The organism is Agrobacterium sp. 5Ca39, from assembly GCF_055382365.1.
This window is the reverse complement of record NZ_AP026437.1, coordinates 215,634-239,548: the sequence shown is the minus strand read 5'-3', so window position 1 is coordinate 239,548 and position 23,915 is coordinate 215,634. Positions and strand designations below refer to the sequence as shown.

The 23,915-nt window shown below is 59.4% G+C and carries 22 protein-coding genes; 14 read left to right on the top strand and 8 right to left on the bottom strand.

What is annotated here, in order from left to right; all coding sequences use genetic code 11:
* The first annotated feature begins 13 nt into the window (after positions 1-13).
* On the top strand, positions 14-1,057 hold the full coding sequence (locus tag ACZ47E_RS14895; RefSeq protein WP_278067695.1) for a DUF2332 domain-containing protein: 1,044 nt from the start codon (positions 14-16) through the stop codon (positions 1,055-1,057).
* On the opposite strand, the gene ACZ47E_RS14890 is transcribed toward ACZ47E_RS14895, so the two are convergent.
* Genes ACZ47E_RS14890 through ACZ47E_RS14870 form a run of 5 tightly spaced genes read right to left on the bottom strand, consistent with a single transcriptional unit; the run spans position 1,054 to position 6,547 of the window.
* Positions 1,054-1,608, bottom strand: coding sequence for a sarcosine oxidase subunit gamma (locus ACZ47E_RS14890; protein WP_108081706.1), 555 nt, complete (start codon positions 1,606-1,608; stop codon positions 1,054-1,056). The genes ACZ47E_RS14895 and ACZ47E_RS14890 overlap by 4 nt on opposite strands.
* Positions 1,601-4,561 (bottom strand): sarcosine oxidase subunit alpha, encoded by a 2,961-nt coding sequence (locus ACZ47E_RS14885; RefSeq protein ID WP_278067696.1) that lies wholly within the window; start codon positions 4,559-4,561, stop codon positions 1,601-1,603. The genes ACZ47E_RS14890 and ACZ47E_RS14885 overlap by 8 nt, the downstream gene beginning before the upstream one ends.
* Positions 4,558-4,872: a sarcosine oxidase subunit delta gene (locus tag ACZ47E_RS14880; RefSeq protein WP_004437737.1), complete on the bottom strand. Its 315-nt coding sequence runs from the start codon at positions 4,870-4,872 to the stop codon at positions 4,558-4,560. Before ACZ47E_RS14880 ends, ACZ47E_RS14885 begins: the two co-directional genes overlap by 4 nt.
* Positions 4,873-4,883: 11 nt before the next feature.
* Positions 4,884-5,294 (bottom strand): hypothetical protein, encoded by a 411-nt coding sequence (locus ACZ47E_RS14875; protein WP_004437734.1) that lies wholly within the window; start codon positions 5,292-5,294, stop codon positions 4,884-4,886.
* Complete coding sequence (locus tag ACZ47E_RS14870) at positions 5,294-6,547, bottom strand: sarcosine oxidase subunit beta family protein (protein WP_003522141.1); 1,254 nt, start codon at positions 6,545-6,547, stop codon at positions 5,294-5,296. Before ACZ47E_RS14870 ends, ACZ47E_RS14875 begins: the two co-directional genes overlap by 1 nt.
* A 316-nt stretch (positions 6,548-6,863) precedes the next feature.
* On the opposite strand from ACZ47E_RS14870, the gene rpsU reads away from it, so the two are divergent.
* Positions 6,864-7,091 carry a 30S ribosomal protein S21 gene (gene rpsU, locus ACZ47E_RS14865; protein WP_003508541.1) on the top strand — a complete coding sequence of 76 codons (228 nt, stop codon included), beginning with the start codon at positions 6,864-6,866 and terminating at the stop codon, positions 7,089-7,091.
* Between the two features lie 133 nt (positions 7,092-7,224).
* A complete protein-coding gene (locus tag ACZ47E_RS14860; protein WP_006698105.1) occupies positions 7,225-8,124 on the top strand; it encodes a tetratricopeptide repeat protein in 900 nt (299 codons plus the stop codon).
* A gap of 71 nt (positions 8,125-8,195) precedes the next feature.
* Here ACZ47E_RS14860 and ACZ47E_RS14855 read toward each other — a convergent pair whose 3' ends face one another.
* Positions 8,196-8,462: a DUF6074 family protein gene (locus ACZ47E_RS14855; RefSeq protein ID WP_004437715.1), complete on the bottom strand. Its 267-nt coding sequence runs from the start codon at positions 8,460-8,462 to the stop codon at positions 8,196-8,198.
* A gap of 339 nt (positions 8,463-8,801) precedes the next feature.
* On the opposite strand from ACZ47E_RS14855, the gene ACZ47E_RS14850 reads away from it, so the two are divergent.
* Positions 8,802-9,080, top strand: coding sequence for an exopolysaccharide production repressor protein (locus ACZ47E_RS14850; RefSeq protein WP_004437712.1), 279 nt, complete (start codon positions 8,802-8,804; stop codon positions 9,078-9,080).
* A gap of 109 nt (positions 9,081-9,189) precedes the next feature.
* The gene (locus ACZ47E_RS14845) at positions 9,190-10,179 is read left to right on the top strand and encodes a glycosyltransferase family 2 protein (protein WP_278067697.1); all 990 of its coding nucleotides are present in this window, start codon (positions 9,190-9,192) and stop codon (positions 10,177-10,179) included.
* Positions 10,180-10,357: 178 nt separating this feature from the next.
* On the opposite strand, the gene ACZ47E_RS14840 is transcribed toward ACZ47E_RS14845, so the two are convergent.
* Together ACZ47E_RS14840 and ACZ47E_RS14835 are read right to left on the bottom strand one after the other, a co-directional pair.
* On the bottom strand, positions 10,358-11,323 hold the full coding sequence (locus ACZ47E_RS14840; RefSeq protein ID WP_004437706.1) for a polysaccharide pyruvyl transferase family protein: 966 nt from the start codon (positions 11,321-11,323) through the stop codon (positions 10,358-10,360).
* 51 nt (positions 11,324-11,374) lie between these two features.
* Entirely contained in the window at positions 11,375-12,340 is a 966-nt protein-coding gene (locus ACZ47E_RS14835) for a glycosyltransferase family A protein (protein ID WP_278067698.1), read from the bottom strand.
* A gap of 117 nt (positions 12,341-12,457) precedes the next feature.
* On the opposite strand from ACZ47E_RS14835, the gene ACZ47E_RS14830 reads away from it, so the two are divergent.
* The 9 genes from ACZ47E_RS14830 to ACZ47E_RS14790 all read left to right on the top strand — a co-directional run bounded on the left by ACZ47E_RS14830 (position 12,458) and on the right by ACZ47E_RS14790 (position 23,881).
* Positions 12,458-13,936: a lipopolysaccharide biosynthesis protein gene (locus tag ACZ47E_RS14830; RefSeq protein WP_072495019.1), complete on the top strand. Its 1,479-nt coding sequence runs from the start codon at positions 12,458-12,460 to the stop codon at positions 13,934-13,936.
* Positions 13,937-14,307: 371 nt separating this feature from the next.
* Positions 14,308-15,456 (top strand): acyltransferase family protein, encoded by a 1,149-nt coding sequence (locus ACZ47E_RS14825; protein ID WP_022563429.1) that lies wholly within the window; start codon positions 14,308-14,310, stop codon positions 15,454-15,456.
* 4 nt (positions 15,457-15,460) lie between these two features.
* The gene (exoK, locus tag ACZ47E_RS14820; protein WP_278067699.1) at positions 15,461-16,252 is read left to right on the top strand and encodes an endo-1,3-1,4-beta-glycanase ExoK; all 792 of its coding nucleotides are present in this window, start codon (positions 15,461-15,463) and stop codon (positions 16,250-16,252) included.
* 65 nt (positions 16,253-16,317) lie between these two features.
* Positions 16,318-17,499 (top strand): glycosyltransferase family protein, encoded by a 1,182-nt coding sequence (locus ACZ47E_RS14815; protein WP_278067700.1) that lies wholly within the window; start codon positions 16,318-16,320, stop codon positions 17,497-17,499.
* Positions 17,500-17,516: 17 nt separating this feature from the next.
* Complete coding sequence (locus ACZ47E_RS14810; RefSeq protein WP_004437687.1) at positions 17,517-18,515, top strand: glycosyltransferase family 2 protein; 999 nt, start codon at positions 17,517-17,519, stop codon at positions 18,513-18,515.
* Positions 18,512-19,456, top strand: coding sequence for a glycosyltransferase family 2 protein (locus ACZ47E_RS14805; RefSeq protein WP_006698114.1), 945 nt, complete (start codon positions 18,512-18,514; stop codon positions 19,454-19,456). The genes ACZ47E_RS14810 and ACZ47E_RS14805 overlap by 4 nt, the downstream gene beginning before the upstream one ends.
* On the top strand, positions 19,456-20,451 hold the full coding sequence (locus ACZ47E_RS14800; RefSeq protein ID WP_107340582.1) for a glycosyltransferase family 2 protein: 996 nt from the start codon (positions 19,456-19,458) through the stop codon (positions 20,449-20,451). The genes ACZ47E_RS14805 and ACZ47E_RS14800 overlap by 1 nt, the downstream gene beginning before the upstream one ends.
* Positions 20,452-20,518: 67 nt before the next feature.
* On the top strand, positions 20,519-21,424 hold the full coding sequence (locus tag ACZ47E_RS14795; protein WP_004437677.1) for a UTP--glucose-1-phosphate uridylyltransferase: 906 nt from the start codon (positions 20,519-20,521) through the stop codon (positions 21,422-21,424).
* Positions 21,425-21,532: 108 nt separating this feature from the next.
* The gene (locus tag ACZ47E_RS14790) at positions 21,533-23,881 is read left to right on the top strand and encodes a polysaccharide biosynthesis tyrosine autokinase (protein ID WP_004437674.1); all 2,349 of its coding nucleotides are present in this window, start codon (positions 21,533-21,535) and stop codon (positions 23,879-23,881) included.
* Positions 23,882-23,915 lie beyond the last annotated feature (34 nt).

Below are 23,915 nucleotides of genomic sequence, written 5' to 3'. Positions count from 1 at the left end.
AGGGAGAGACCGCATGCATGACGAAGCCGTGAGGAATGCGTTTCTCGTTCAGGCAAGAGCCTGCGACAGCCTCGGCTCTCCCTTCACCGCACGGCTTTGCCGCGCCATGGCAACAAGGCTCGACCGCCAGACAGAGGTCGGCGAGCGAATTTTGTCCTGGTCCGGCGATGTCGGCCCATCCGGAGATTCCGTACCGCTGCGGCTGGCCGGCGCCCTGCATGCGCTTGCCATAGAGGAAAAGATCGCGCCGCTCGCCGATATTCCGCCGGAAAACGAAGAAGCGCTCTGGCAGGCATGTGCAAACGCCCTGCGTTTTCATTCCGCCTTCATCCTCGAAAGGTTGCAATCACCGCCGCAGACCAACGAGGTTCGCCGTTCTGCCGTTCTGCTGCCTGGCTTTCTTTCGATTGCGAAAATGACGGGCAAGCCGCTGGTGCTTTCCGAAGTCGGAGCCAGCGCTGGCCTCAACCTGCAATTTGACCGTTACCGATATCGCCTCGGCGATCTCGCCTGGGGTGAACAGTCCGATGTTTTCCTGTCACCGGAATGGCGCGGCGACACCCCCGCCCATGAGCGGATCGACGTCATCGAGCGCGCCGGCTGCGATATCAACCCACTTGATCCGTCATCCGCGGAAGATCGTCTGCGGCTGATGTCCTATGTCTGGGCCGACCAGACCGACAGGCTGGAACGAACGGCCGCCGCCCTGCGCATAGCGATGGAACACGCTCTGCATGTCGAGAAGGCCGACGCTGTCGACTGGCTGCAACGCCGCCTTGCCACGCAATATCCGGGCGCTGCCCATGTCATCTATCATTCCGTCGCCTGGCAATATCTGCCCGATGACCTGAAACAGGCCGGCGAGACTGTGATTGCCGAGGCCGGCGCCCGCGCCACGCCGGACGCCCCGCTTGCCCGGCTGCAAATGGAAGCGGATGCGACGCCCGGCGGTGCTGCAATTATGCTTCAAATCTGGCCGGGCGGCGAAAAGCAGGAAATCGGCCGCGCCGATTTCCATGGGCGATGGGTGGAATGGCGGGGTTGGACAGAGAGTTAAACCGCCACGTCCTCAGCCGCCTCCTGCAGCAGCCCACCGACATAGGTCGCGAAGGAGCGCCAGCACTCCACCCGGAATGTGTCATCCGCCGTGCGCAGCAGGACCACTTCCGCCTTGCCGAAAATAGTGCGTGAACAGCCACCTACCGGGAACCTCGCAAGAGAAAGGTCCTGCGGGCAGCCGGCATTGAGAGCTGCTTCCGCGCCAGCGCCGGAAACGATGATGGCGGTGTTGCGGTGGGAAATATCAGTTGCCGAAAACAGGCCGGAAACGCCGGCAAGCGCCACCATGAGATCGCTTTCGCCCTGATCGATCACCAGCCATTCATCCGGGCCGAGCCACAGAGCGGATCGCAGACCAGAGGTGACCGAGCTTTTCGGGCTGGTCGGCAGGGCAAGACCGAGCGCTTCGGACAGCGCCGGCACGGCGCTGTCGCGTGCCCGTAGCGACAACCGCGAGGCAGAAGCCGCAGGCTTCAGCGATACAAAGGGCGAACCGCCGTGAAAATCCTCAAGCACAGATTTGCGTTTTGCGTGCAGCATATCAGCCATTGAGACGGGCTCCTTCCTTGTCGAGGAAGACCATGTCGGTCACTTCGACGGCAATGGTTTTATCGGCAAGCGGAATATAGAGCGTTTCGCCCATGCGCGCCCTGCCATCCGCCACCAAGGCGAAAGCAATGGAATGGCCGAGATTTTCCGACCAATAGGCTGAAGTGACGTGGCCGAGCATGGTCATTGGCTTTGGCTGGTTCGGATCGGCAACGATCTGACCGCCCTCGTCCGGAACGGTCAGCCGGTCCTTCGTCTTCAGGCCGACAAGCTGTTTGCGGCCGGAGCGCGTTAGATCGGGGCGTTTCAGACCGCGAATACCGACGAAATCCGTTTTCTTTTTGGAGACAGCCCAGGCAAGCCCGGCATCATCGGGCGTCACGGTGCCGTCCGTATCCTGCCCGACGATGATATAGCCCTTTTCGGCACGCAGGATATGCATTGTCTCGGTACCATAGAGGCAGCCGCCGACGGCTTCAGCCCTCTCCCGGATTGCAGACCAGACGGCCGCGCCGTAATCGGCAGGCACATTGATTTCGAAACCGAGTTCGCCGGTGAAGGAGACGCGGAAAAGCCGCGTCGGCACGCCGCAGAACTTGCCTTCCGCCACCGCCATATGCGGAAAGGCCTCCGGCGAAAGGTCGATACCCTCGACGAAAGGCGCGATAACCTCGCGCGCCTTCGGCCCCTGCACGGCAATCACGGCCCATTGTTCGGTTGCCGATGTCAGCCAGACATTGAGATCGGGGAATTCGGTCTGGAGATAGTCCTCCATGTGCTGGAGAACGCGCGGCGCGCCGCCCGTCGTCGTCGTCACGTGGAAACGGTCTTCGGCCAGGCGCCCAACAACACCGTCATCGTAAACGAAGCCGTCTTCGCGGGTCATGATGCCATAACGGCAGCGGCCGGGTTTCAACGTATCCCAGGCATTGGTGTAGATGAGGTTCAGGAACTTCGCCGCATCCGGGCCAACCACCTCGATTTTGCCGAGGGTTGAGGCATCAAACACGCCGACGCTCTCACGAACCGTCTTGCATTCACGGTTGATCGCTTCATGCATGTCCTCGCCCGCCCGCGGGAAGAACCAGGCACGCTTCCAGTTGCCGACATCCTCGAATACCGCGCCAGCTGCCAGCTCTTCGTCGTGCATCGGCGTCTTGCGCGCGGGATCGAACAGCGCGCCGCGTGAATGGTTGATGAGCGTGCCGAAAGTAACCGGCGTATAGGGCTGGCGGAAGGTGGTGAGGCCGACCTTGGGCAAATCCCGGCCGAGCGCTTCCGATGCAATGGCAAGGCCATGCATGTTCGACATCTTGCCCTGGTCGGACGCCATGCCATTGGTGGTGAAGCGCTTGATGTGTTCGACCGAATGCATGCCCTCGCGGACGGCAAGGCGAATATCCTTGGCGCAGACATCGTGCTGGAAATCGATGAAAGCCTTGACGCCGGTGCCCTCGCCTGCACCCTCCGCCGCACCAATCATGCCGCCTGTCCAGGCCCGGGCGTTTTCACCGGAAAACGCCACCGCGCCGCCACCCGCAGCCGCGGCCTCGGCGATCAGCGCCGAAAGATCATCCGTGCCATTGCAGGCGCCGATGGAGACGCAGTTCTGCACATGGATGTCAGGCAGGAAACGCTGGTTAGCCGCGTCAAACTTGAGCTTGCCGCGCGATTGCGAGAACAGATGCACTGAAGGCGTCCAGCCGGCGGAGACAACTAGCGCGTCGATGGCGATCTTGCGCTTGTTCGACCCGCCATTGCGGCCGACCGTCATGGAAGATACGCGCAGGCGGCCGGCGGTATTGTAAACGCTGTGACCCGCCAGCACCTCGATGCCGAGTGCCCGGGCCTCGTCCAGCAGACGCTGGTCCGGATTTTCGCGGCAATCGACGATGGCGGCGATCTGCACCCCGGCCTTCTTCAGATCGAAGGCAGTCTCATAGGCGGAATCATGAGCGGTGTAGACACCGACATTGTGGCCCACGGCGACGCCGTAGTGGTTCAGATAGGTGCGGGCGGCCGAAGCCAGCATGATGCCAGGCCGGTCATTGTTGGCGAAGACCATGTGGCGCTCGATCGCACCGGCCGCCAACACGACCTTTTTGGCGCGGACCTGCCAAAGGCGCTCGCGCGGCTGATGTTTGGCCGGCGTCGCGAGATGATCGGTGACGCGTTCGGCGAGCGCGACAAAATTGTGGTTGTAATAACCAAAGGCGGTCGTGCGCGTCAGAACCCGCACATTGGGCAGGGACTTCAGCTCGGCAAAAACCTTCTGCGCCCATTCATAACCGGGCAGACCGTCGATGACCGCGCCGGCATCGAAACGCAGGGCTCCGCCGACGTCCGCATTCTCATCCACCAGAATGACGCTGGCGCCAGTTTTCGCGGCAGAAAGCGCAGCTGTGAGACCGGCGACACCGGCGCCGGCCACCAGCACGTCGCAATGGGCATAACGTCCGGAATAATGATCCGCATCCGGCTCGCTCGGCGCCTTGCCGAGGCCGGCGGCGCGGCGGATCAGCGGTTCGTAAATCTTGTGCCAGGCGGCCTTCGGCCACATGAACGTCTTGTAGTAGAAACCGGCCGCGAACATCGGCGACAGAAGATCGTTGATGGCGCTCAGATCGAAGGACAGTGACGGGAAACGGTTCTGCGAGGCGATAATCGCGCCGTCGAAGACTTCCTGGACCGTGGCGCGCACGTTGGGCTGCTTGCGCAGGCTGTCACGGGACACGTCTATCAGCGCATTCGGCTCCTCCGGCCCGGCGGACAGGAAACCACGCGGACGGTGATATTTGAACGAGCGGCCGATCAGATGCACGCCATTGGCCAGAAGGGCTGATGCAACCGTATCGCCCTCCAGCGCAGGATAAATCTTGCCGTCAAAGGTAAAGCGCGCGGTTCTCGCCGGCGTGAGACGGCCTGCGCCCTTGATACGATAATCGCCGCTCATTGCCCGGCTCCCTTTTCTGCCGAAAGGACCGTTTCAATATCGGGTTTCGGTTCACCCGCCTTGTAGGTCATCAGGAATCTGTCGCTCACCGAATCGCGGGCGGCGTTGAAAAAGCGGCCGCAGCCGTGAATGTGACGCCAGCGCTCGAAAACGAGGCCCTTGTCGTTGTCGCGGATGAAGAAATATTCCGCAAAGGCCTCGTCGGAAATATCGGCGATGTTTTCCGGCCGGGCGATATGGGCTTCGCCCGCCCAGCGGAATTCCAGTTCGGAACGGTCTTCCCCGCAATAGGGGCAATGGATCAGAAGCATCGTCGCTCCACCTAGAGAGAATTTTCCGGAAGGATCGTTCCGGCGGGTTGGTCACACAGCCGCTTCCCCATGGCTACAAAAGGGGAAAGCCGCTTTAAAAGCTGCTCAAAATTATCGAAGGGGCGCAACGCCGAGGCCCGGCCCATATTGACGATGGCGACCGCCATCATGTCGGTGTCGATCGCGAAGGGATAATCCTGCTCGCCATCCTCATTCTCTCCGACAAAATAGACCATCTTGTCCGCGAGGCTGGGAGCACACAAAAGCAGGCCTTTTTCCGCCGTGAAGGGCCAGTCTTTCTCACCCTGCATCTTCGCAATCTTCTGGCTGCGAAAATCCTCGGCCCCGGGAATGACGCTACCGGCGGGCACGGCCTCGGCCGCGCCTGATATATTGATCGCAAGCATGGCCGCCGCCAGCATCAATGCGCCACCGCGGCAGCGGCAGCCTCATCGATCAGGCGGCCGGTACGGAACCGGTCTAGCGTCAGCCCGGCCGCCAGACGATGCGGTTCACCGCGGGCGATGAGATGCGCGAAGAGATTGGCCGAACCCGGCGTCGCCTTGAAGCCGCCCGTGCCCCAGCCGCAATTGACGAAGAGGTTTGGCACGGGCGTCACGCTCTGGATGGCGGAACGATCAGGCGTGTTATCGGTGATGCCACCCCACTGACGCATCATCTTCACCCGCCGGAAGATCGGAAAAAGCTCGCAGATGGCGTCGAGCGTGTGAGTGATGATCTGCAGACCACCAGTCTGGGAGTAGGAATTATACTGGTCGGTGCCAGCTCCGATCACCAGTTCGCCCTTGTCCGACTGCGAAATATAGGCATGCACCGTGTTGGACATGACGACGCAGGGGAAAATCGGCTTCAGCGGCTCCGAAACCAGCGCCTGCAGCGGGTTGGAATGCAAGGGAACGCGCACGTCTGCCATCTTCATGATGACGGAGGAATGACCGGCGGCCGATACGCCGATCTTCTTTGCGCCGATGAAGCCGCGATTGGTCTCGACACCCGTCACCGCGCCATCAGGCCCGCGGCGAATGCCGGTCACCTCGCAGTTCTGGATGATATGCACGCCGCGGTCGGACGCCGCGCGCGCATAACCCCAGGCGACAGCGTCATGGCGTGCCGTGCCGCCGCGACGTTGAAGGGCTGCGCCATTGATCGGGTAACGCGCATTACCGGATATGTCGAGCGGCGGACAGTACGCCTTTGCCTGCTCCGGCGTCAGCCACTCATTGTCGATGCCATAAAGACGGTTGGCATTGATATGACGGCTGAAGGACTGCCGGTCATGGATATTGTGCGACAGCATCATCACGCCGCGCGCCGAATACATGACGTTATAATTGAGATCCTGGCTCAAGCCCTCCCATAGCTTCAGGGAATGCTCGTAAATATCCATGCTCTCTTCATAGAGATAGTTGGAGCGGATGATGGTGGTGTTGCGACCGGTGTTGCCACCGCCGAGCCAGCCTTTTTCCAGAACCGCGACATTGGTAATGCCGTGTTCCTTGGCAAGATAATATGCCGCTCCGAGACCGTGGCCGCCCCCGCCAATGATGATGACATCATAGTCCTTGCGCGGCTCGGGTGAGGCCCATTGCGCATCCCAGCCCTTATGACCCCTGAGCGCCTCACGCGCCACGGCAAAAACGGAATATTTGCGCATTCGCAATCTGCTCCTCGAGAACCGGCCAGAGGCCTGGAACATAGCCCCGGCCCGTATCATACACATGGCAAATCGGGATGGGAGGCAATATCCATTTTGCGACGCGGCAATGGTTTTGTTTCGACATGGCCGAAAGATTGCGCGACGGCGCGCATTTTGTGGCTGAATATGCGCTACCGGCTGGACTTGCTGCAAATGATCTGTTATTGCACGTCACCAATCGCCCGGCTCAACAGCCGGATGAACCACTTTTTGTTTGCGTGCGAATGCCTTTATTCACACAGCAAGATAACCAAACTAAAGGAACGGGTTTAACGTGCAGGTACTAGTCCGCGACAATAACGTTGATCAGGCGCTCCGCGCCCTGAAGAAAAAGATGCAGCGCGAAGGCATTTTCCGTGAAATGAAGATGCGTGATTATTACGAAAAGCCCTCCCAGAAGCGCGCTCGCGAAAAGGCTGAAGCCGTTCGCCGCGTTCGCAAGCTGGCACGCAAGCGTGCACAGCGCGAAGGTCTGGTTGCTGGCCCCCGCGCAGGCCGTTAATAGGCCGTCTTTTGGACGTTTTTGAATGCTTGTTGGGCGGGGGCGATCAATTCGCCGCCGCTCTTTGTGTTTGTGGCCGGAGAACGCTCTTGAAAACGACCGTGAGACCGGCCTGCGAGGGAACCCACACCGAATGATCGCTGTCGACACCTGTGTTGTGAAAAACGCCGATGCCTCCACGCGCCGGTTGCCATTAAAAAACAACAGAGGGTTCCGCGCTTCTCTGGTCGTCTGCGCCGTGCTTGCCGGTCTTTCCGGCTGCGCGACATCCAACCAGACGGAAGATGTGTTCAGGATCGACCGCGCACAGGGCTCGCAGGAAAACATCGCCTCGCTCACCTCGGTCATCAACGCCAATCCGCAGGATCCTGAGGGTTACAACGTCCGCGGCTCGGCCTACGGCCGCGCCGGCGATTCGCGCCGCGCCATCGAAGATTTCAACAAGGCGCTGCAGCTCAACCCGCGCTTTTACCAGGCCTATGCCAACCGCGCGCTGGTTTACCGCAATAGCGGCCAGCAGCAGCAGGCCCTTCAGGACTACAACGCCGCCCTGCAGATCAATCCGAGCTACGATGTGGCGCTGATCGGTCGCGGCAATCTTTACCGGCAGTCCGGACGCGTCAACGAAGCCTTCAACGATTTCTCCCGCGCCATCGAGCTGGAAACCACCGACGGTCGCGCATGGCACAATCGCGGCCTGATCTACCAGCTGCGTAACCAGCATGCCCAGGCCATCGAGGACTTCTCCAAGGCAATCTCGTTGTCATCGACGTCACCGGAGCCCTATAACGGTCGCGGCCTTTCCTACGTCGCGCTCAATGACGACGAAAACGCCTTCGCGGATTTCAACCACGCCATTTCGCTTGACGGGAATGTGGCGGAATCCTGGGCCAACCAGGCGCTGGTCTATGAGCGACGCGGTGAGATGGCCAAGGCGGCCAAGTCATATGCGCATGCGGCGCGACTCGATCCCAAATACAAGCCCGCACTGGATGGTGTTGCCCGCACGCGCGGCGCCGCTGGCGCCTCCTAAGGCGTCCGGAACCAATAAAAAAGCCGGCTGGTTTATAACCCGCCGGCTTTTTTAATGAAGAAAAAGAACCATCAATGGCTGTCGCGGCGTGCCTCGGGCGCGGCATCCACCGCCCACAATTCAGCCTGCACGGCGTTTTGAAATTCCATGACCTCGCGCCGCATGGCGGCGTCCTCATAGCCAAGCGCCGTCAGACGGGCGGCCAGTTCACGGCACTCCCTGCGCCAGAAATCATTCGCCTCCACACCATGCAGCCGGTCGAGCATGGTTGCACATCGTTTTACGTCGGCAATGCGGTTCTTTGCCGGAAAGGCGATTACTTCTGAACTCGTCGTCACGCGGGCACCCTGCTCTTCGAGGAATCAATACCGACTTTTTAAAGGCGAGATGGTTAACGAAGTCTGCAGAGCCGGCCAGACGCTCCGCAAGGCCCGCCCCGGAGGCGGTTTTAGACTTATCAGAAGCAGGCATCACTGTTGTCTGGCCGACGTCATCGATGCGAATCGGCAGTTACTGAGGAATTTACCAATCAAGATTACCGAAATTTCATGCCGCGGGAGGTAGAAGAAGTATATGTGTGTTGAAACAGCACCGGTCTCATCGTATATTTCCTGCAAAGAAGAAAAATGCCGCAGCGCAGTCAAAAATGGAGAAATCGTTCTCGGGAGGAGAGCAACATGTATGCACCTCGTGTTTTTTTCAGCATGATCGGTGCTTTGCTTGCTTTTGCGGTTGCGACATATTTCATCCACGGCTCCTTCTATACGGCGTTCATTCAGACCCTCATTTGCGCAGTCATTCTGCAAGTCGGTTACTTCGTGGCGATTTTAGTTCTGGTCGCCCGTGAAAAACGCCGGATGCGGGAGACCTTTTCCCGGGACCTCAGCGCTGAAACAATTGCGGCAGACACCGCAAAAAGCGCACCGCCGCATGGGGCAAAGCTGACGGATATGTAAGTTTTTTCGCATCCGCTTTTATTGCATCGCAAAAAATCGCTTGCATCCATATCGCTGACACTTTCTGCTGGCCAAATCCTGAAGGTTCGTCAAAGCAGAAGGACACCCCATGGTGAGCGGTTCACAGCCCATTTGCGTCATCATCGCTGCAAAGAATGCATCTGATACCATCGATATCGCCATTCGTTCCGCCCTTGCGGAGCCAGAGGTCGGTGAAGTCGTGGTGATCGACGATGGTTCCACCGATACAACGAGCGACGTGGCGCATGCGGCGGATGACGGCACGGGCCGCCTGCGGGTGGTGCGATTCGACGTCAACCGCGGGCCATCGGCCGCGCGCAATCATGCCATCTCGATTTCCTCCGCTCCCCTCATCAGCATTCTCGATGCGGACGATTTTTTCTTCCGCGGCCGTTTCGCCGCCATGCTGGCCGATGACAACTGGGACCTCGTGGCCGATAATATCGCCTTCATCCAGCAATCCGTTCCAGGCGCGTCCTCCATGCAGCCGGCCCGCTTCGAGCCCCAGGCGCGGTTTTTGTCGCTGACGGAATTCGTCGAAGGCAATATTTCCAGGCCGGGTGTGGAGCGCGGGGAAACCGGCTTCCTGAAACCGGTGATACGCCGCGCCTTTCTCGACAAACATGCGCTGCGTTATGACGAGGCTCTACGACTTGGCGAGGATTACGAACTTTACGTGCGCGCGCTGGCGGCCGGCGCGCGCTACAAGGTCATCCGTCATTGCGGTTACGGTGCGATCGTTCGCGGCAACTCGCTGAGTGGCCGCCACCGAACCGAAGATCTCCGTCTTCTCTACGAAGCAGACAGGGCGATTCTCGCCGGTTGCCGGCTCTCGGCAGAGGAAACGGCGATCCTGCGCGAGCATGAGAAACACATCCGCGCCAAATTCGAGCTTCGCCATTTTCTCGATACAAAAAAACAGAAGGGTGTGGGCGGAGCGCTGAGCCACGCCCTTGCGCGTCTGCCCGCCCTGCCCGCCATTACAAGCGGTATCTGGAGCGACAAGACCGCCCGCTTCCGCAAAGCGGCGCCGGTGCGGGACGTGCGTTATCTGCTGGACGGCACGCCGGTTTCCTAAGGGAAAAGACAACTCACGACAAATCTCTGCCGTCTTCCCCGGGCTTGTCCCCGGGGATTTGCTTATCCTCTAAGCGTTCAGTCGCAGATGCTCGGGACAGACCCAAGCATGGCGATGCGGCAACGGTGTCCTCAAGCAAAAGCCGCAGAAAATTTTCTGCGACATCCGCTCCTCACCTCTAGAGATAATCCCGCTTCACCGTTTCCAGAACGGCGGCGAAACGCTCCTTGCGTTCCTCCAGTCTGCCATCCGGGCTAAGACGCGGTTCCGCTCGGCTTGCCTGCCAGAGCGCCAGTGTGGAAGGTGCGGCCAGCACCTGCTTGGCAAGCTTCCGCAACGAGCGGGATTGCGTTTCCTGCGGACGCACCATTACATCGCCCTCATGCGCCCGGCCCTCAAGCGCAGAGACGGAATCGGCGGTGACAACGGGGGCGGGCGGTGGGGGGAAGCTCATGCCCCAGAAGCGTGAGCCCTTTTTCGCCGCTTCGGCGCGGGTTGAAACCGGCACATAGCGCGGCTGATATTCGACTCCGACGCTGCCGGCCCAATCGCTCCATTTGAAGCTGTTGATCGATGGTGAAGTGCTGACGGCGACCCACGGCACGCGGAAGGCATCGGCAAGGATTGCACCATGCATGGATTCAGCCACGATGAATTCCGATTGGGCAATGGCGCGGATGACCGCTTTTGCCTCGCCGCGCGGGTCGAGATAGGTAAGTCCTGCCGGTTCACAGACGGTTTCCCACATGCCGAATTCCGCCGATTCCCAATGGGGGACGAAAGTCTTCTTGTGGAGCTTTGGCAGCCCTTTGAAATCAGGCATCTCGGTGACCATCACGGCGGGATCGACAATGCCTTTTTCGGGAGCGAGCCCCAACTTGGCGGCGGTTTTTTCGCCGCGCACACAGCGGATATCCCAGAACTCGGTGCTGGTATCCGGCACCGCGCCATAACCATAGCCGCTGCCGATCACCAGCTTGCGCTGCTTGGCGGGCAAAAGAACGTCGTTGAGCACCGTTCCAACGCCCACGAGCATGACATCGTCATGCACATCGCGCAGGCCCGGAAGCAGAAAGTCCCACAGCCACAGGTTGAGATCGTCACCGAAATTTCCGTGATGAGATTCCCAGTGGTAAGGTTTCATGAGGTCACTCCTGGGTGAAAAACATATAAATTGTTGCGGGCGAAAATTCGCTCATCTGGATCGGACGATTTTTCCGGCGCCGAGTTCGAAAGCGGCGCGCAGCAGTGCCGGATCGCGCATTGCCCATTTCAGGAGCAAACCGAATTCGGGAGCCTTGCGCCGTTTCAGGTTGCCAGCCTGGCTCCAGAGAGCCTGTTTGCGCGCCGTGTTTTTATAGGAAGCGATGGACGCCACATCGGCCGGCCGGCGAGAAAAACGTCCCTCCAGCGTATCGAGCGCCACCCAGGTATTGAACTGCTGGCGCAGGAATTCCGGCGAGGTATTGTCGATGCTGTGGAAGATATTGACGCCCATGCCGCGCATCGCGCCGGCGTCGTCACAGAGCAGTGTCCGCTTCGATGCAAGGATGGAATCGCAGAAAAACAGCACGTCTTCCGCCGCCAGTCTGAGCACCGGATCGAAACGGATCTTCTCGAAAAGAGGACGACCGATCACCATGCAGGAGAGATGCAGGAAGCTCCAGTTCCGCAGCATGACGCTTGCGAGATCCGGCAGCTCGATCACCAGCGGCTTCTCCGAAAGCCGTGCCGCACCCTCATTCTTCTCCAGTTCGGAAATGGCGAAATGATAATAAAATTCGTCACTTGCCTGCATGGACGCCCAGTAGCACTCGCCGCCATAGGTCGTGAGCGCAAAGGCCGCATTCCGCAGATGATCGGGCGTCCAGATATCGTCGGAATCAAGAAAGGCAACGTAGTCGGTGCCATCAGGCACATTGTCCAGACCGGTGTTGCGAGCGCCGCCCGGGCCGGCATTGGCCTGCTTAATGACAAGAATCCGGTCTTTCTGTTCCTGCGAAAGTTCCGCAAGTTCCTGATCGATCGGGTATGGCGATTCGTCATCGACGATGACAAGATCGAAGTCCTGGTAAGTCTGCGCAAAAACCGATGCGAGTGCACGTCCCAGGACACCGTGCTGCTTTTGATAGTAGGGAATGACGACAGTAAATCTTGCCATTGTTTCGCCCCTTGCGTTGATCAAGAAGTGTCGGGCCCGATCCTAAAAGCGGCCCCGATGGTATCGGCAACTCCCAACCGGCTTCCTCCCGCCGGCCTCCAGAAACAGGATGCTTGTATGCCCCCAGCGCCAAATGTAAAGACCATCACCACGAATGTCGGCTGGAGCGTTTTATCAAAAACAGGGACATTCGGGCTTAAATTTGTCACGGTCCCTATTCTTGCAAGGCTGCTTTCCCCGGAGGAATTCGGGGTGGTAGCGGTAGGACTAACGGTTGTACAGTTCCTGACCATGATTGCCGGCGCGGGGCTCACCTCCGCTCTCATCGTTGAGAAGGAAGAGGATATGGAAACGATCCATACCGTCTTCTGGGCTAATCTGGCGATCTCCTGCTCCATGGCAGCCGTCCTCTACATCTGGGCGGAATTTTTCGGCGGACTGCTGGGGGCGGTGGAAAGCGCATACCTGCTGCGCATCATGGCCTTCCTCATTCCATTGCAGCTTGCCGGCGATGTCGCCTATTCGCTGCTGGCGCGACGGATGAACTTCAGCAAGGATGCGCTCTGGAGCATGGCCTCGGAGAGCATCGCAGCGATTGTCGCGGTCGCGCTCGCCTTCATGGGGTTCGGCGTCTGGGCACTTATCATCCAGCTTTTTGCCGCAGCTCTCATCCGTCTCGTCGGGCTTTATGCCGTTTCCCGCTATTGCCCGCGTTTTGTCATGAAGCCACGCCGGCTGGTGCCGCTTCTCGGCTTCAGTTCGGGGCTGATGGGCTCGGAAATCGCCAATTTTGTCACCTTCCAATCGCCGATGGTGGTCATTGCCCGTCACCTGGGTCTGGCGGATGCCGGCGCCTATTCCGCCTCCAACCGTTTCGCCAGCATTCCCAACCAGGTGGTTTTATCCGCCGTCATGGGGGTTCTGTTTCCCGCCTTCAGCCGCATGATGGACGACCCGCAGCGCCGTCGTGATGCGTTGATGTTCAGCACGCAGGTGCTGACCGTACTGCTCGCGCCCATGATGTTCGGTCTCTGGGCCGTGGCCGAGCCGGCCATGCTTGTCATCTTCGGCCAGAACTGGGCCTATGCCTGGCCTGTCCTCGGGCTGCTCGCCCTGTCCAAGGCCATTCTCACACCGTGCAGCACCTTCATCCCGTATCTGAAGGGTGCTGGTTACGGCCGCGTATTGTTCTGGTCGGCGACGATCCGCGCCATCGTCACCACGGTGGCAGTGTGGCTCGCCGCACTTTATGGCACGCTGATCGACGCCATGGTCTGGCTTTGCATCGTGAACGCGGTCACACTGGTCGCTTACTCCTGGGCCGTGTTCAAGGCCAGCGACACGCCTTTCTTCCGGGGCCTTTATGTCAGCAGTCGACCGATGATAGCCGCTTTCGTGATGGCCGTTGCGGTGCGCTATCTGCTTCACCTTCTCGCCGATCGCGTTCCCAATGCCACCCTTCAGGTTCTTATCGGTGCTGCCGTGGGCGGCGCCATCTATGCAATACTGATCCTGCTGACTGAACGTGCCCTGCTGGGAAAAATCCTGGGCATGGTCAAATCACGGCGTATGCCGAATACCGCAACCCAAGGTTAGAAATATCACAGAAAAATGCGCCTCATTTCTGCCGTTAAGGGGCCTTGCCACGGTGATTTTTCTCGCCGTGGCAAGGTGGGTTCGGCGCTCTTTTTGCAGCGCAACATCACGGCAAATGACAAATTCGCACGCTTCAGAGATTTTTAATGAAGCGTGAGTTTAGATAAAATTCATTTATTTCAATCGTTTAATTTTTTCACGCGATAGAAACTGCGCTGACGCCAGACATTCACCCGCAAAATCTAATCTTGTGTTTTTCCCGCGTCGCCACATTTTATCCCAAAGTCGAAACCAGACTTCCCAGTGCGGGCTTAAGTTCGCTCTGGTTGCAACGCGGCGTGGGGAGACGCCGCCCAATAGGGGTGACTGATGTGACTGTCGATCAGAACCTATCCTCCCGTATCAACTTGATGCGCATATTGCTGATTTCAGGAATCGTGTTCGTGCATGTGCCGCACAATGCCGAAACCAGCCCCTTTCTTGGCCTTTACGGCTTTTTCGACTGGCTGCGGGTTTTCCTTGGCGACGCGCTGTTTCGCATCGGCGTGCCCTGTCTCAGCGCCATTTCCGGTTATCTGCTGTTTCGCCGCGGCATGAGCGCTTTCGATTATCCGGCGACGATCCGCTCCAAGACGAAAACCGTGCTGCTGCCATTCCTCTTGTGGAATGGCGCACTGTTTGCCGCCGTGCTGCTGATCCAGCTGTTCGAGGTTGGCGTCGGATATTTTCCCGACCTATGGAACGCCAGCCCGCGCGAAATACTCAGCCATGGTACGGCGCTGGAAGAGCTGCCGGTGAATGTGCCGCTTTATTTCCTGCGCGACCTTTTTGTCTGCATTCTGCTGTCGCCGGTGCTCGCATTTCTGATGCGCCGCTTTGCGCTGCCGACGCTCGTAATCCTGCTGATCGTCACGGCCATGCCAGACCTGAAGATCTTCATTGTCCAGAAAAAATCCATCCTCTTCAGCTTTTCGCTCGGCATCGCGCTTGCGCTGCACCGGGTCGACGTCAAGGCACTTGATCCTTATGCCCTGCCGATCATGTTGTTGACATTTGCCGCGTCGGCCATTCTCGCCACAGGTCTCTATTTTACTGGCCCTGAATTCACATTCTGGCTGAATATGTCGCGCAATCTGCTCGCGGTCTTCGGCGCGCTCGGCTTCTGGGTGTCTTCATCGATCTTGATCCGCAGCCGGCTTGGTCAGAGGCTTGCCGAGACCGGCAGTCTCAGCTTCTGGATATTCTGCGCCCATTATCCGCTGCTGGTCATCATGTGGATGGTCTGGAACAAGGGCGGGCCGGATTTCTATCCCGCTTTCTACATCAGCGCGACGCTTTGCGCCTTCGTCATTTTGGTGATCAGCAATGCCCAGACCCGCAAATACCTGCCGGCCGTCTATGCCGTATTAACCGGAAGCCGCAGCGGCAAAGGCAAGGCAAAGGCCGAATTCGCGGCCAAACGGGCTTCCACGATAGGCCCACCCACATCCGAAACACTTTATTCGCAACGACAGAGGTGAACCAATGACAACATTTGTCACCCGCGTTCAGACACGCATTCTTCTTGCCGCCGCCCTCACTGCAACGGCATTCACGGCCCCCGTTAACGCCCAAGAGGGCAATGGTACGTCCTTCATGGAGAATTTCGACCAGATGGACAGAAGCTTCTGGTACGTTTCTGACGGCTGGAACAATGGCGCGCACCAGAACTGCACCTGGTCGAAGAAGCTGGCAACGGTGGAGAACGGCCAGCTGACGCTGGGCTTCGAGGAAGCCAAGGCCGGCGACCGCAACTTCGCCTGCGGTGAAATCCAGACCAAGGGCCGTTATCGTTACGGCACCTATGAAGCGCGCATGAAGGCCGCCACCGGCCCTGGCCTGAACTCCGCCTTCTTCACCTATATCGGCCCGACCGACAAAAAACCGCACGACGAAATCGACTTTGAGGTTCTTGGCAAAAATACCGGTCAGGTGCAGCTCAACCAATATGTGTCCGCCAAGGGCGGCAATGAGAAGCTGGTGCCGGTGGAAGGCGGGGCCGATGCCGGCTTCAACGACTATGCCTTCGTCTGGGAACCGCAGCGCCTGCGTTATTACGTCAACGGCAAGCTCGTTCATGAGGTGACGGACGCGACGAAAATTCCGCAGAACGCCCAGAAGGTTTTCTTCAGCCTGTGGGGCACCGATACGCTGAAGGACTGGATGGGCAAGTTTGCTTATGCCGGGCCATCGCAGATGGTCGTTGACCGCTTCGCCTTCACGGCGCTCGGTGACAAATGCCAGTTCCCGGAAAGCATTGCCTGCGCTCTGAATTGACCGATTTTTTTGAACCAAATCCTGTGCTGCGGCGTCTTTGACCCGCGAACCGACCGGAACCCTGCATGATCCATATTCTCTACCTCGCGCATGATCTGTCAGACCCCGCCATTCGTCGGCGGGTGCTGACGCTGCTTGCGGGCGGGGCGCGGGTCACGCTGGCCGGTTTCCGGCGCGGACAGAACCGGCTGGCGGAGATCGAAGGCGTCGTACCCGTCGTGCTCGGGGAAACCGCCGACGGGCAATTTCTGCAGCGCATGGCGGCAGTGGCGAAAGCCAGCCTTTCGCTCGGCAGAGTCTTGAACGGAATTCCGGCACCCGACGTCGTTCTCGCCAGGAACCTCGAAATGCTGGCTCTGGCAAAGCGCGCCATGTCGATCTATTCCGGCCGCCCGGCGCTGGTTTACGAATGTCTCGATATTCATCGCCTGCTGCTCAACGAAGGCAAGCCCGGACAGATGCTGAATGCCGCGCAGCGTTATTTCGCACGCGACGCAAAGCTTCTGGTTACAAGCTCCCCGGCATTCGTGGAGCATTATTTCAAGCCCGTGTCGGGCCTCGACCTTCCTGTCCTGTTGCAGGAAAACAAGGTGCTGGCGCTCGACGACACCATTGCCGCCACGCCAAGACCACGGGCGCCCGCGCCCGGCGAACCATGGAAAATCGGCTGGTTCGGCGCGCTTCGCTGCCGCAAATCGCTTGAAATTCTCGCTGAGTTCGCTCGCCGCATGGAAGGCAGGGTCGAAATCATCCTGCGTGGCCGGCCGGCCTATTCGGAGTTTGCTGATTTCGATGGCTTCGTGGCGGCTGCTCCACATGTGCATTTCCACGGACCTTATAAAAACCCCGAGGACCTAGCCGCGATCTACAGCGAGGTGCAATTCACCTGGGCGATCGACTTTTTCGAGGAAGGCCAGAATTCCAGCTGGCTGCTGCCCAACCGGCTTTACGAGGGCTGCCTTTACGGCACTCTGCCGATTGCACTTTCCGGCACGGAAACGGCTCGCTTCATTGAAAAACGCAATATCGGCTTCGTGCTGCAACAGGCGGGCGCTGACGATCTTGCCGCCCTCTTCAACCGGATGACCCCGCAAACCTATGCGGATGCCTTCGACACCCTGTCGGCAACAGACAGGAAACAATGGCTGACCGACCGCGACGATTGCCGTCTGCTGGTGCAGCAATTGTCCTCACTCGCCAAATCCGCTTCCGGCCACGCCCGTGAAGCGCAGTTTTCACCCGTGTAGTGCGTAGGGGGCAAATCATGGAAGGTCCAGGTCATTCCGGCATCAGAACGCTGATCGTCATACCCTGCCTCAATGAGGCGAAGACGATCGAGGGGTTGCTTGTCAAATTCACCGGCGCAATGCAGGGGCGCCTGTTCCGCATCGTCGTCGCCGATGGCGGCAGCACGGATGGAACGCGCGATATCGTTGCCGCCTTTGCGGCAAAGGACGAACGCGTCACGCTTCTCGCTAATCCGAAGCGTATCCAGAGCGCCGGCATCAACCTTGCCGTCGCCACCTTCGGCGAGGATTTCGATTATCTCATCCGCATCGACGCCCATGGCGATTATCCCGATGATTATTGCCAGCGGCTGATCGAGGATGCGGAACGGACGGGTGCGGACTCCGTCGTCGTCGCCATGGATACAGTCGGCCACGGCCTGTTCCAGAAGGCGACTGCCATTGCCCAGAATTCCAAGCTCGGCAATGGCGGTTCCAAGCACCGCGAAGGCGCAAAAGGCCACTGGATCGATCACGGCCACCACGCGCTGATGCGGATCGCGGCTTTCGATGCGGTCGGCGGTTATGATGAGAGCTTCAGCCACAACGAGGATGCGGAGCTGGATTTCCGGCTGCGCAAATCCGGGTTCCGCATCTGGATGACCGACAAGACCCGCATGACCTATTATCCGCGCGCCAGCGTCATGCCGCTCTTCAAGCAATATCTCGCCTATGGCCGCGGCCGGGCGAAGAACCTGTTGAAACATCGCTCAATCCCGAAAATCCGCCAGATGATTCCGCTCGCCGTGCTGCCGGTCTTCATCTTCGCGCTGCTGTCGCTGGTGCATTGGGCAGCCCTTATTCCGCTCGGCCTCTGGATTGCCGCATGTGTGGGTTATGGCTTGTGGATGGCAATTGGTCAGAAAAATCCATACGGCCCGCTCGCCGCCTTTTCGGCAATGGTGATGCATCTGGCCTGGTCCACCGGCTTCTGGCTGGAACTCCTGAAATTCCGGGGAAGAAAGGCTGTCTCATGACCGACAACACCGTCACCGGCACGCAATATCTCAAGACCGTCGATATCGGCATCTGCACCTACAGACGCCCGGCGCTTGTCGCCACACTTCTGTCACTCTTCGAGCTGGATGTGCCTGAAGGCGTGAAAGTTAGGCTGATTGTCGCCGATAATGACGAGGAGCCCAGCGCAAAGGCAAGCGTCGATCGCCTGCGCGAAACCGCCCCCTTCGAGATCACCTATGTGCATTGCCCGAAATCTAATATTTCGATTGCCCGCAATGCCTGCCTGTCGGAATGCAAGGCGGATTATCTCGCCTTTATCGATGACGACGAAACGGCGCCGCCACACTGGCTGGCCGCGCTTCTGGAAAAGGCCGACGAGACCGGTGCAGAAACCGTTCTCGGCCCCGTCACTGCGGTTTACCGGGACAACGCGCCGGGCTGGATGAAACGCGGAGATTTCCACTCGACCGTTCCGGTCTGGGTCAATGGCGAGATCATCACCGGTTATACCTGCAACACGCTGCTCAGGATGGAAGCGCCATCGGTAAAGGGCCGGCGCTTCGCGCTGGCGCTTGGCCAGAGCGGCGGCGAAGACACACATTTCTTCTCGCATCTCCACGCCGCCGGCGGCCGTATCGTCTTTGCGGAAGACGCTGTCTTGTCGGAGCCGGTTCCGGAAAATCGGGCAAGCTTTCTATGGCTTGCCAAGCGCCGGTTCCGTTCCGGCCAGACCCATGGACGGGTGCTGGCTGAAAAGAAACCCGGTGCGCGCCGCGTCGTCCAGGTGGTGAAAGCTGGTTCGAAAGTGCTTTATTGCGCTCTTTTTGCCGCCTTGAGCGGTTTCAATGCTGTACGCCGCAACCGTTATGCGTTGCGAGGCGCGCTGCATATGGGTTCGATGAGCGGCGCCTTCGGTGTGCGCGAAATCCGCCAATACGGTGCCGTGGAGGCGACCTGATGGAAAACCTCACCTCTTCGCCAGACATCAGCTTCGTTATCGCCGCCTTTAATGCCGCCGATACGATTGAGGCCGCCGTTCAAAGCGCGCTCGATCAGCAGGGCGTGACGCTGGAAGTGATCGTCGTCGACGACCGCTCCGCAGACGATACAATTCCCTTTGTTGAAGCGATCGCCGCAATCGATCCGCGCGTGCGGCTGCTTGCGCTCGAAGAAAACCGCGGTCCGGGCGGCGCCCGCAACGCCGGCATCGAGGCCGCGACGGGGCGCTGGATCGCCGTGCTCGACTCCGACGATGTCATCCGCCCGGAGCGCTCCGCCTGCATGATGTGCCGGGCGGAAGCCGCCAACGCTGACATCGCTGTCGATAATCTCGATGTCGTCTACACCGATGGCCGGCCGATGGAGACGATGTTTCCCGAAGAGTTTCTGGAGGAACGGCCTGTTCTCACGCTGGAGGACTTCATTTCCTCCAACATCCTGTTCCGCTCCACCTTTAACTTCGGCTACATGAAACCGATGTTCCGGCGCGATTTCCTTAATAACGAAGCACTGCGCTTCCGTGAGGATATCCGCATCGGCGAAGACTATATTCTTCTCGCCTCGGCGCTTGCCGCTGGCGGCCTCTGCGTCATCGAACCGAAGCCGGGTTACATCTACAATATCCGCGAAGGTTCGATTTCCCGTGTCCTCGAACTTCATCACGTCGAAGCGATGATGCGGGCGGACGAAGAATTCCTGAGCCACTACACCTTGCTGCCGGCCGCCATGGACGCGCAGCAGGCGAGAGCCCGCAGCCTGCGGCTGGCGCATAATTTCTTGACTTTGGTGGAAAACATCAAGCGCCGCTCGGTACTCGGCGCCTTGAAGACCACAATCCGAGATCCTGCCGTGCTGGGGCACCTGAGAATGCCGATTGCAGTGCGGCTGAGGAGGCTGCGGGACGCCGTGTTTGCGCCCGCGGCGAATACAGGGGTGAAAAGGCAGATTTCATAAAATTTGCGCGCGGACCATGTCTGCGCGGGGACTGGGGACAGATCAAACCTTGATGAAGGAGAACGCGATGGACCTGAAGAGAACTGTCAGAAAAGCCGTCATTCCGGTAGCCGGCAACGGCACGCGGTTTTTGCCCGCCACCAAGGCGATGCCAAAGGAAATGCTGACGATCGTTGACCGGCCGGTCGTTCAATATGCCGTGGATGAAGCCATGCAGGCCGGCATTGAGCACATTATTTTCGTCACGAGCCGCAACAAGACCGCCATCGAAGACTATTTCGACAGCGCACCTGAACTCATCAACACGCTGACCCGCTCCGGCAAGACCGTGCAGGTGCTGCAGCTGGAAAAGATGCTGCCGGTTGCCGGCACCGTCAGCTATACCCGCCAGCAGGTGCCGCTTGGCCTCGGCCATGCCGTCTGGTGTGCGCGTGAACTGGTGGGCAAGGAGCCTTTTGCGCTGCTGCTGCCTGACATGGTCTCCTATGGCGCGCGAGGCTGCATTGCCGGTCTGATGGAGCTTTACGATGAAGTCGGCGGCAATATTCTCGGTGTCGAGGAATGCCTGCCGGAAGAAGTTTCGTCCTATGGCGTCGTCGGCGTCGGCCAGAAGGTCAATCACGGCTTCGCCGTGACCGAAATGGTCGAAAAGCCGGAACCATCCAGGGCGCCTTCGAATTATTACCTGAATGGCCGTTATATTCTGCAGCCGGAAATCTTCGATATTCTCGCCAAGCAGGAGCGCGGCGCGGGCAACGAAATCCAGCTGACCGACGGCATGAAGCGGCTCGCCGAAAAGCAGGCCTTCCATGCGCAGAAATATAGCGGCCGCACCTTTGACTGTGGCAGCAAGCAGGGCTTCATCGCCGCCAACGTCGCCTTCTCGCTGCTGCGCGCCGACATGGAAGCGCAGGTTCTCGCTTCGGTGAAAGAACTGGTGGCAAACCACGAAAGCCGCGTGCAGGCGGCCTGACTTTCATCGCGCCGCCGGGGGAGGCGGCCGGCGCACCAATAACGGGAGGCGGGAAGGCGAGAGTTGCTCGGCTTCCCGCGTACCATTTTTAATTCACAAGGTAGGTCCATGCACCACAAGACCTTTAAATCCAATATCGGTTTTCCGGAGTCCGGCAAGGATTCCGACACGTTCATCGACCTCGACCGCCTGTGGGCCGCCGTGGTGCGCCGTGCCAACGTCATTGCCGCCTCCGTCATTGCCGCCGTAGTTTTGGCCGGACTTTACCTGGTGCTTGCGACCCCCGTTTATACGGCGATGACGCAGGTGCTGCTCGATGAAAGCCTCTCCCGTTATGCGGAAGAGGAATCGCCTGTGCCCGCTGCCCAGATCGTCGACAACCGCATTGCCAGCGCCGTGGAAATCCTCAAATCCAAGGAAATGGCGCTGACCGTGGTGGACAAGGCCAAGCTTGACGAGAACGACACCATCGTCAATCCGCCGATGTCGCCGGTCGAGCTCGTCAAATCCTCCGTGCGCGGTATCCTCGATCTCGTCCTGCCGGGCGATCCGCCGGTCTCCGAAGCCGCAATCCGCGCCGGGCGCCGCGAAAAGGCTGCCGCCGTGCTGCAGCAGTCGCTGACTGTGGAGCGGGTCGGTCGCAGTTCCGTCATCGCAATCTCCACCCGTTCGACTGACCGCCAGCTGGCCGCACACATCGCCAAGACCTACGCGCAGGCCTATCTCACCGAGCAGCTGAACGCCAATTTTGACGCCAGCGAGCGGGCCTCTGTCTGGTTGCAGGAACGCCTGACCGACCTTAACCAGCGCGCCCAGGCGGCAGAGCTTGCGGTGCAGAAATTCAGGTCCGACAACAATATCGTGTCCTCGCGCGGCGAACTGATGTCGGAAGGCCAGCTTGCCGATCTCAATGGCCAGCTGATTGCGGCACAGGCGGATGCCGCGACGGCCTCCGCCCGTTACAATCAGTATAAATCCATCATCGACCGCGGCCCGGAAACGGCCGTCGACAACGCCGTCGTCTCGGCCCGTGATACCGACAATTCCGTTATTCAGGATCTGCGCAAGCGCTACATCACCATTTCCGACCGGCAGCGGGGCATTGTGCAGCAGTTCGGAGCAGACCATCCGCAGGCAGCCGCGCTGGACGCCGAGAAGAAAGAAGTGGCGCAGCAGATCTTCCAGGAACTGCAGCAGCTGACCGGCAGCTTCAAGAACGAATACGACGTCGCAAATTCGCGCGTACAGTCGTTGCGCGACAGTATCGACAAGGTGGCTGGCCGTAATTCGGAAGCCAATATCACCATGGTGCAGCTGCGCGAGCTCGAGCAGCGGGCGACGGCCCTGCGCACCCTCTACCAGTCCTATCTCGGACGCTTCGAAGAGGCTTCGCAGAAGCAGTCGCTGCCGATCGCCAAAGCCCGCATCATCTCCGAGGCCGGTCTTCCCACATCGCCTTCCAGCCCGAAAAAGACCATGACAATGGCGCTTTCGGTCGTATTGGGCCTGATGCTGGGTGGGGGCATTGCGGCACTTCTCGAATTCCGCGACCGCTTCTTCCACACCGGCAACGATGTGCGTGATAACCTGCGCATGCGCTTTCTCGGCTACCTTCCCTTCATCGGCGAAAGGGGTGTGGAAAACGCCAAGACCGGAAACAGCGCCGCAACCCCCGGCGGCGAGAATGCAACGCTTGAGGACAGCGGACAGGTCTCGTTCCAGAAAATGCTGCGCCTCGCCGTTGACAGTCCGCGCTCCAGTTTTGCGGAAACGCTGCGCAACGTGAAACTGACGGCGGATGTCGTCATTCAGGAGCGCCAGTGCCGGGTCATCGGCGTCATTTCCTGCCTGCCGAATGAGGGCAAATCGGTCGTTGCGCTCAACCTCGCGGGCCTGATCGCCTCCACCGGCAAGCGCACGCTTGTGGTGGATGCCGACATCCGCAATCCGGGTCTCAGCCGCATGCTGACCACGCGCCAATCCGCCGGTCTGGTGGAGGTCGTGCTTGACGAGGTGCCATGGACGCAGGCGGTGAAAGTGGACACGCGCACCAAGATGGGCATTCTGCCGGTTTCGACCAGCAACCAGTTCGCCCATTCAAGCGAATTGCTCTCCTCTTCCGGCATGCGCAAGTTTATCGACTCGGCTCGCGAGGCCTGCGACTACATCATCGTTGACCTTGCACCCGTTGTGCCCGTCATCGACGCCAAGGCCTTTGCGCCGCAGGTGGACGGCTTCGTCTTCGTCACCGAATGGGGCAAGACACCGATCCAGATGGTGCAGAACCTGATGGCCAACGAACCGCAGATCGCCAACAAGACGCTCGGCATCGTGCTCAACAAGACCGACATGACGGAACTGCAGCGTTATGCCGGACCTGGCGGTTCGGAGCATTACCACGAGTCGTTCTCGGCCTATTACGGCGATGCAAAGCCGCCGGTGAAAGAAGATGCGTAGTGGCAGAGATTTAACAGGCCGGTTGCATCCACAC

What these genes read in the sequence shown, in the direction of transcription:
- ACZ47E_RS14895 (WP_278067695.1), top strand. Translation starts at nt 14, where the DNA reads ATGCATGACGAAGCCGTGAGGAATGCGTTTCTCGTTCAGGCAAGAGCC.
- ACZ47E_RS14890 (WP_108081706.1), bottom strand. Translation starts at nt 1,608, where the DNA reads ATGGCTGATATGCTGCACGCAAAACGCAAATCTGTGCTTGAGGATTTT.
- ACZ47E_RS14885 (WP_278067696.1), bottom strand. Translation starts at nt 4,561, where the DNA reads ATGAGCGGCGATTATCGTATCAAGGGCGCAGGCCGTCTCACGCCGGCG.
- ACZ47E_RS14880 (WP_004437737.1), bottom strand. Translation starts at nt 4,872, where the DNA reads ATGCTTCTGATCCATTGCCCCTATTGCGGGGAAGACCGTTCCGAACTG.
- ACZ47E_RS14875 (WP_004437734.1), bottom strand. Translation starts at nt 5,294, where the DNA reads ATGCTGGCGGCGGCCATGCTTGCGATCAATATATCAGGCGCGGCCGAG.
- ACZ47E_RS14870 (WP_003522141.1), bottom strand. Translation starts at nt 6,547, where the DNA reads ATGCGCAAATATTCCGTTTTTGCCGTGGCGCGTGAGGCGCTCAGGGGT.
- ACZ47E_RS14860 (WP_006698105.1), top strand. Translation starts at nt 7,225, where the DNA reads ATGATCGCTGTCGACACCTGTGTTGTGAAAAACGCCGATGCCTCCACG.
- ACZ47E_RS14850 (WP_004437712.1), top strand. Translation starts at nt 8,802, where the DNA reads ATGTATGCACCTCGTGTTTTTTTCAGCATGATCGGTGCTTTGCTTGCT.
- ACZ47E_RS14845 (WP_278067697.1), top strand. Translation starts at nt 9,190, where the DNA reads ATGGTGAGCGGTTCACAGCCCATTTGCGTCATCATCGCTGCAAAGAAT.
- ACZ47E_RS14840 (WP_004437706.1), bottom strand. Translation starts at nt 11,323, where the DNA reads ATGAAACCTTACCACTGGGAATCTCATCACGGAAATTTCGGTGACGAT.
- ACZ47E_RS14835 (WP_278067698.1), bottom strand. Translation starts at nt 12,340, where the DNA reads ATGGCAAGATTTACTGTCGTCATTCCCTACTATCAAAAGCAGCACGGT.
- ACZ47E_RS14830 (WP_072495019.1), top strand. Translation starts at nt 12,458, where the DNA reads ATGCCCCCAGCGCCAAATGTAAAGACCATCACCACGAATGTCGGCTGG.
- exoK (WP_278067699.1), top strand. Translation starts at nt 15,461, where the DNA reads ATGACAACATTTGTCACCCGCGTTCAGACACGCATTCTTCTTGCCGCC.
- ACZ47E_RS14815 (WP_278067700.1), top strand. Translation starts at nt 16,318, where the DNA reads ATGATCCATATTCTCTACCTCGCGCATGATCTGTCAGACCCCGCCATT.
- ACZ47E_RS14810 (WP_004437687.1), top strand. Translation starts at nt 17,517, where the DNA reads ATGGAAGGTCCAGGTCATTCCGGCATCAGAACGCTGATCGTCATACCC.
- ACZ47E_RS14805 (WP_006698114.1), top strand. Translation starts at nt 18,512, where the DNA reads ATGACCGACAACACCGTCACCGGCACGCAATATCTCAAGACCGTCGAT.
- ACZ47E_RS14800 (WP_107340582.1), top strand. Translation starts at nt 19,456, where the DNA reads ATGGAAAACCTCACCTCTTCGCCAGACATCAGCTTCGTTATCGCCGCC.
- ACZ47E_RS14795 (WP_004437677.1), top strand. Translation starts at nt 20,519, where the DNA reads ATGGACCTGAAGAGAACTGTCAGAAAAGCCGTCATTCCGGTAGCCGGC.
- ACZ47E_RS14790 (WP_004437674.1), top strand. Translation starts at nt 21,533, where the DNA reads ATGCACCACAAGACCTTTAAATCCAATATCGGTTTTCCGGAGTCCGGC.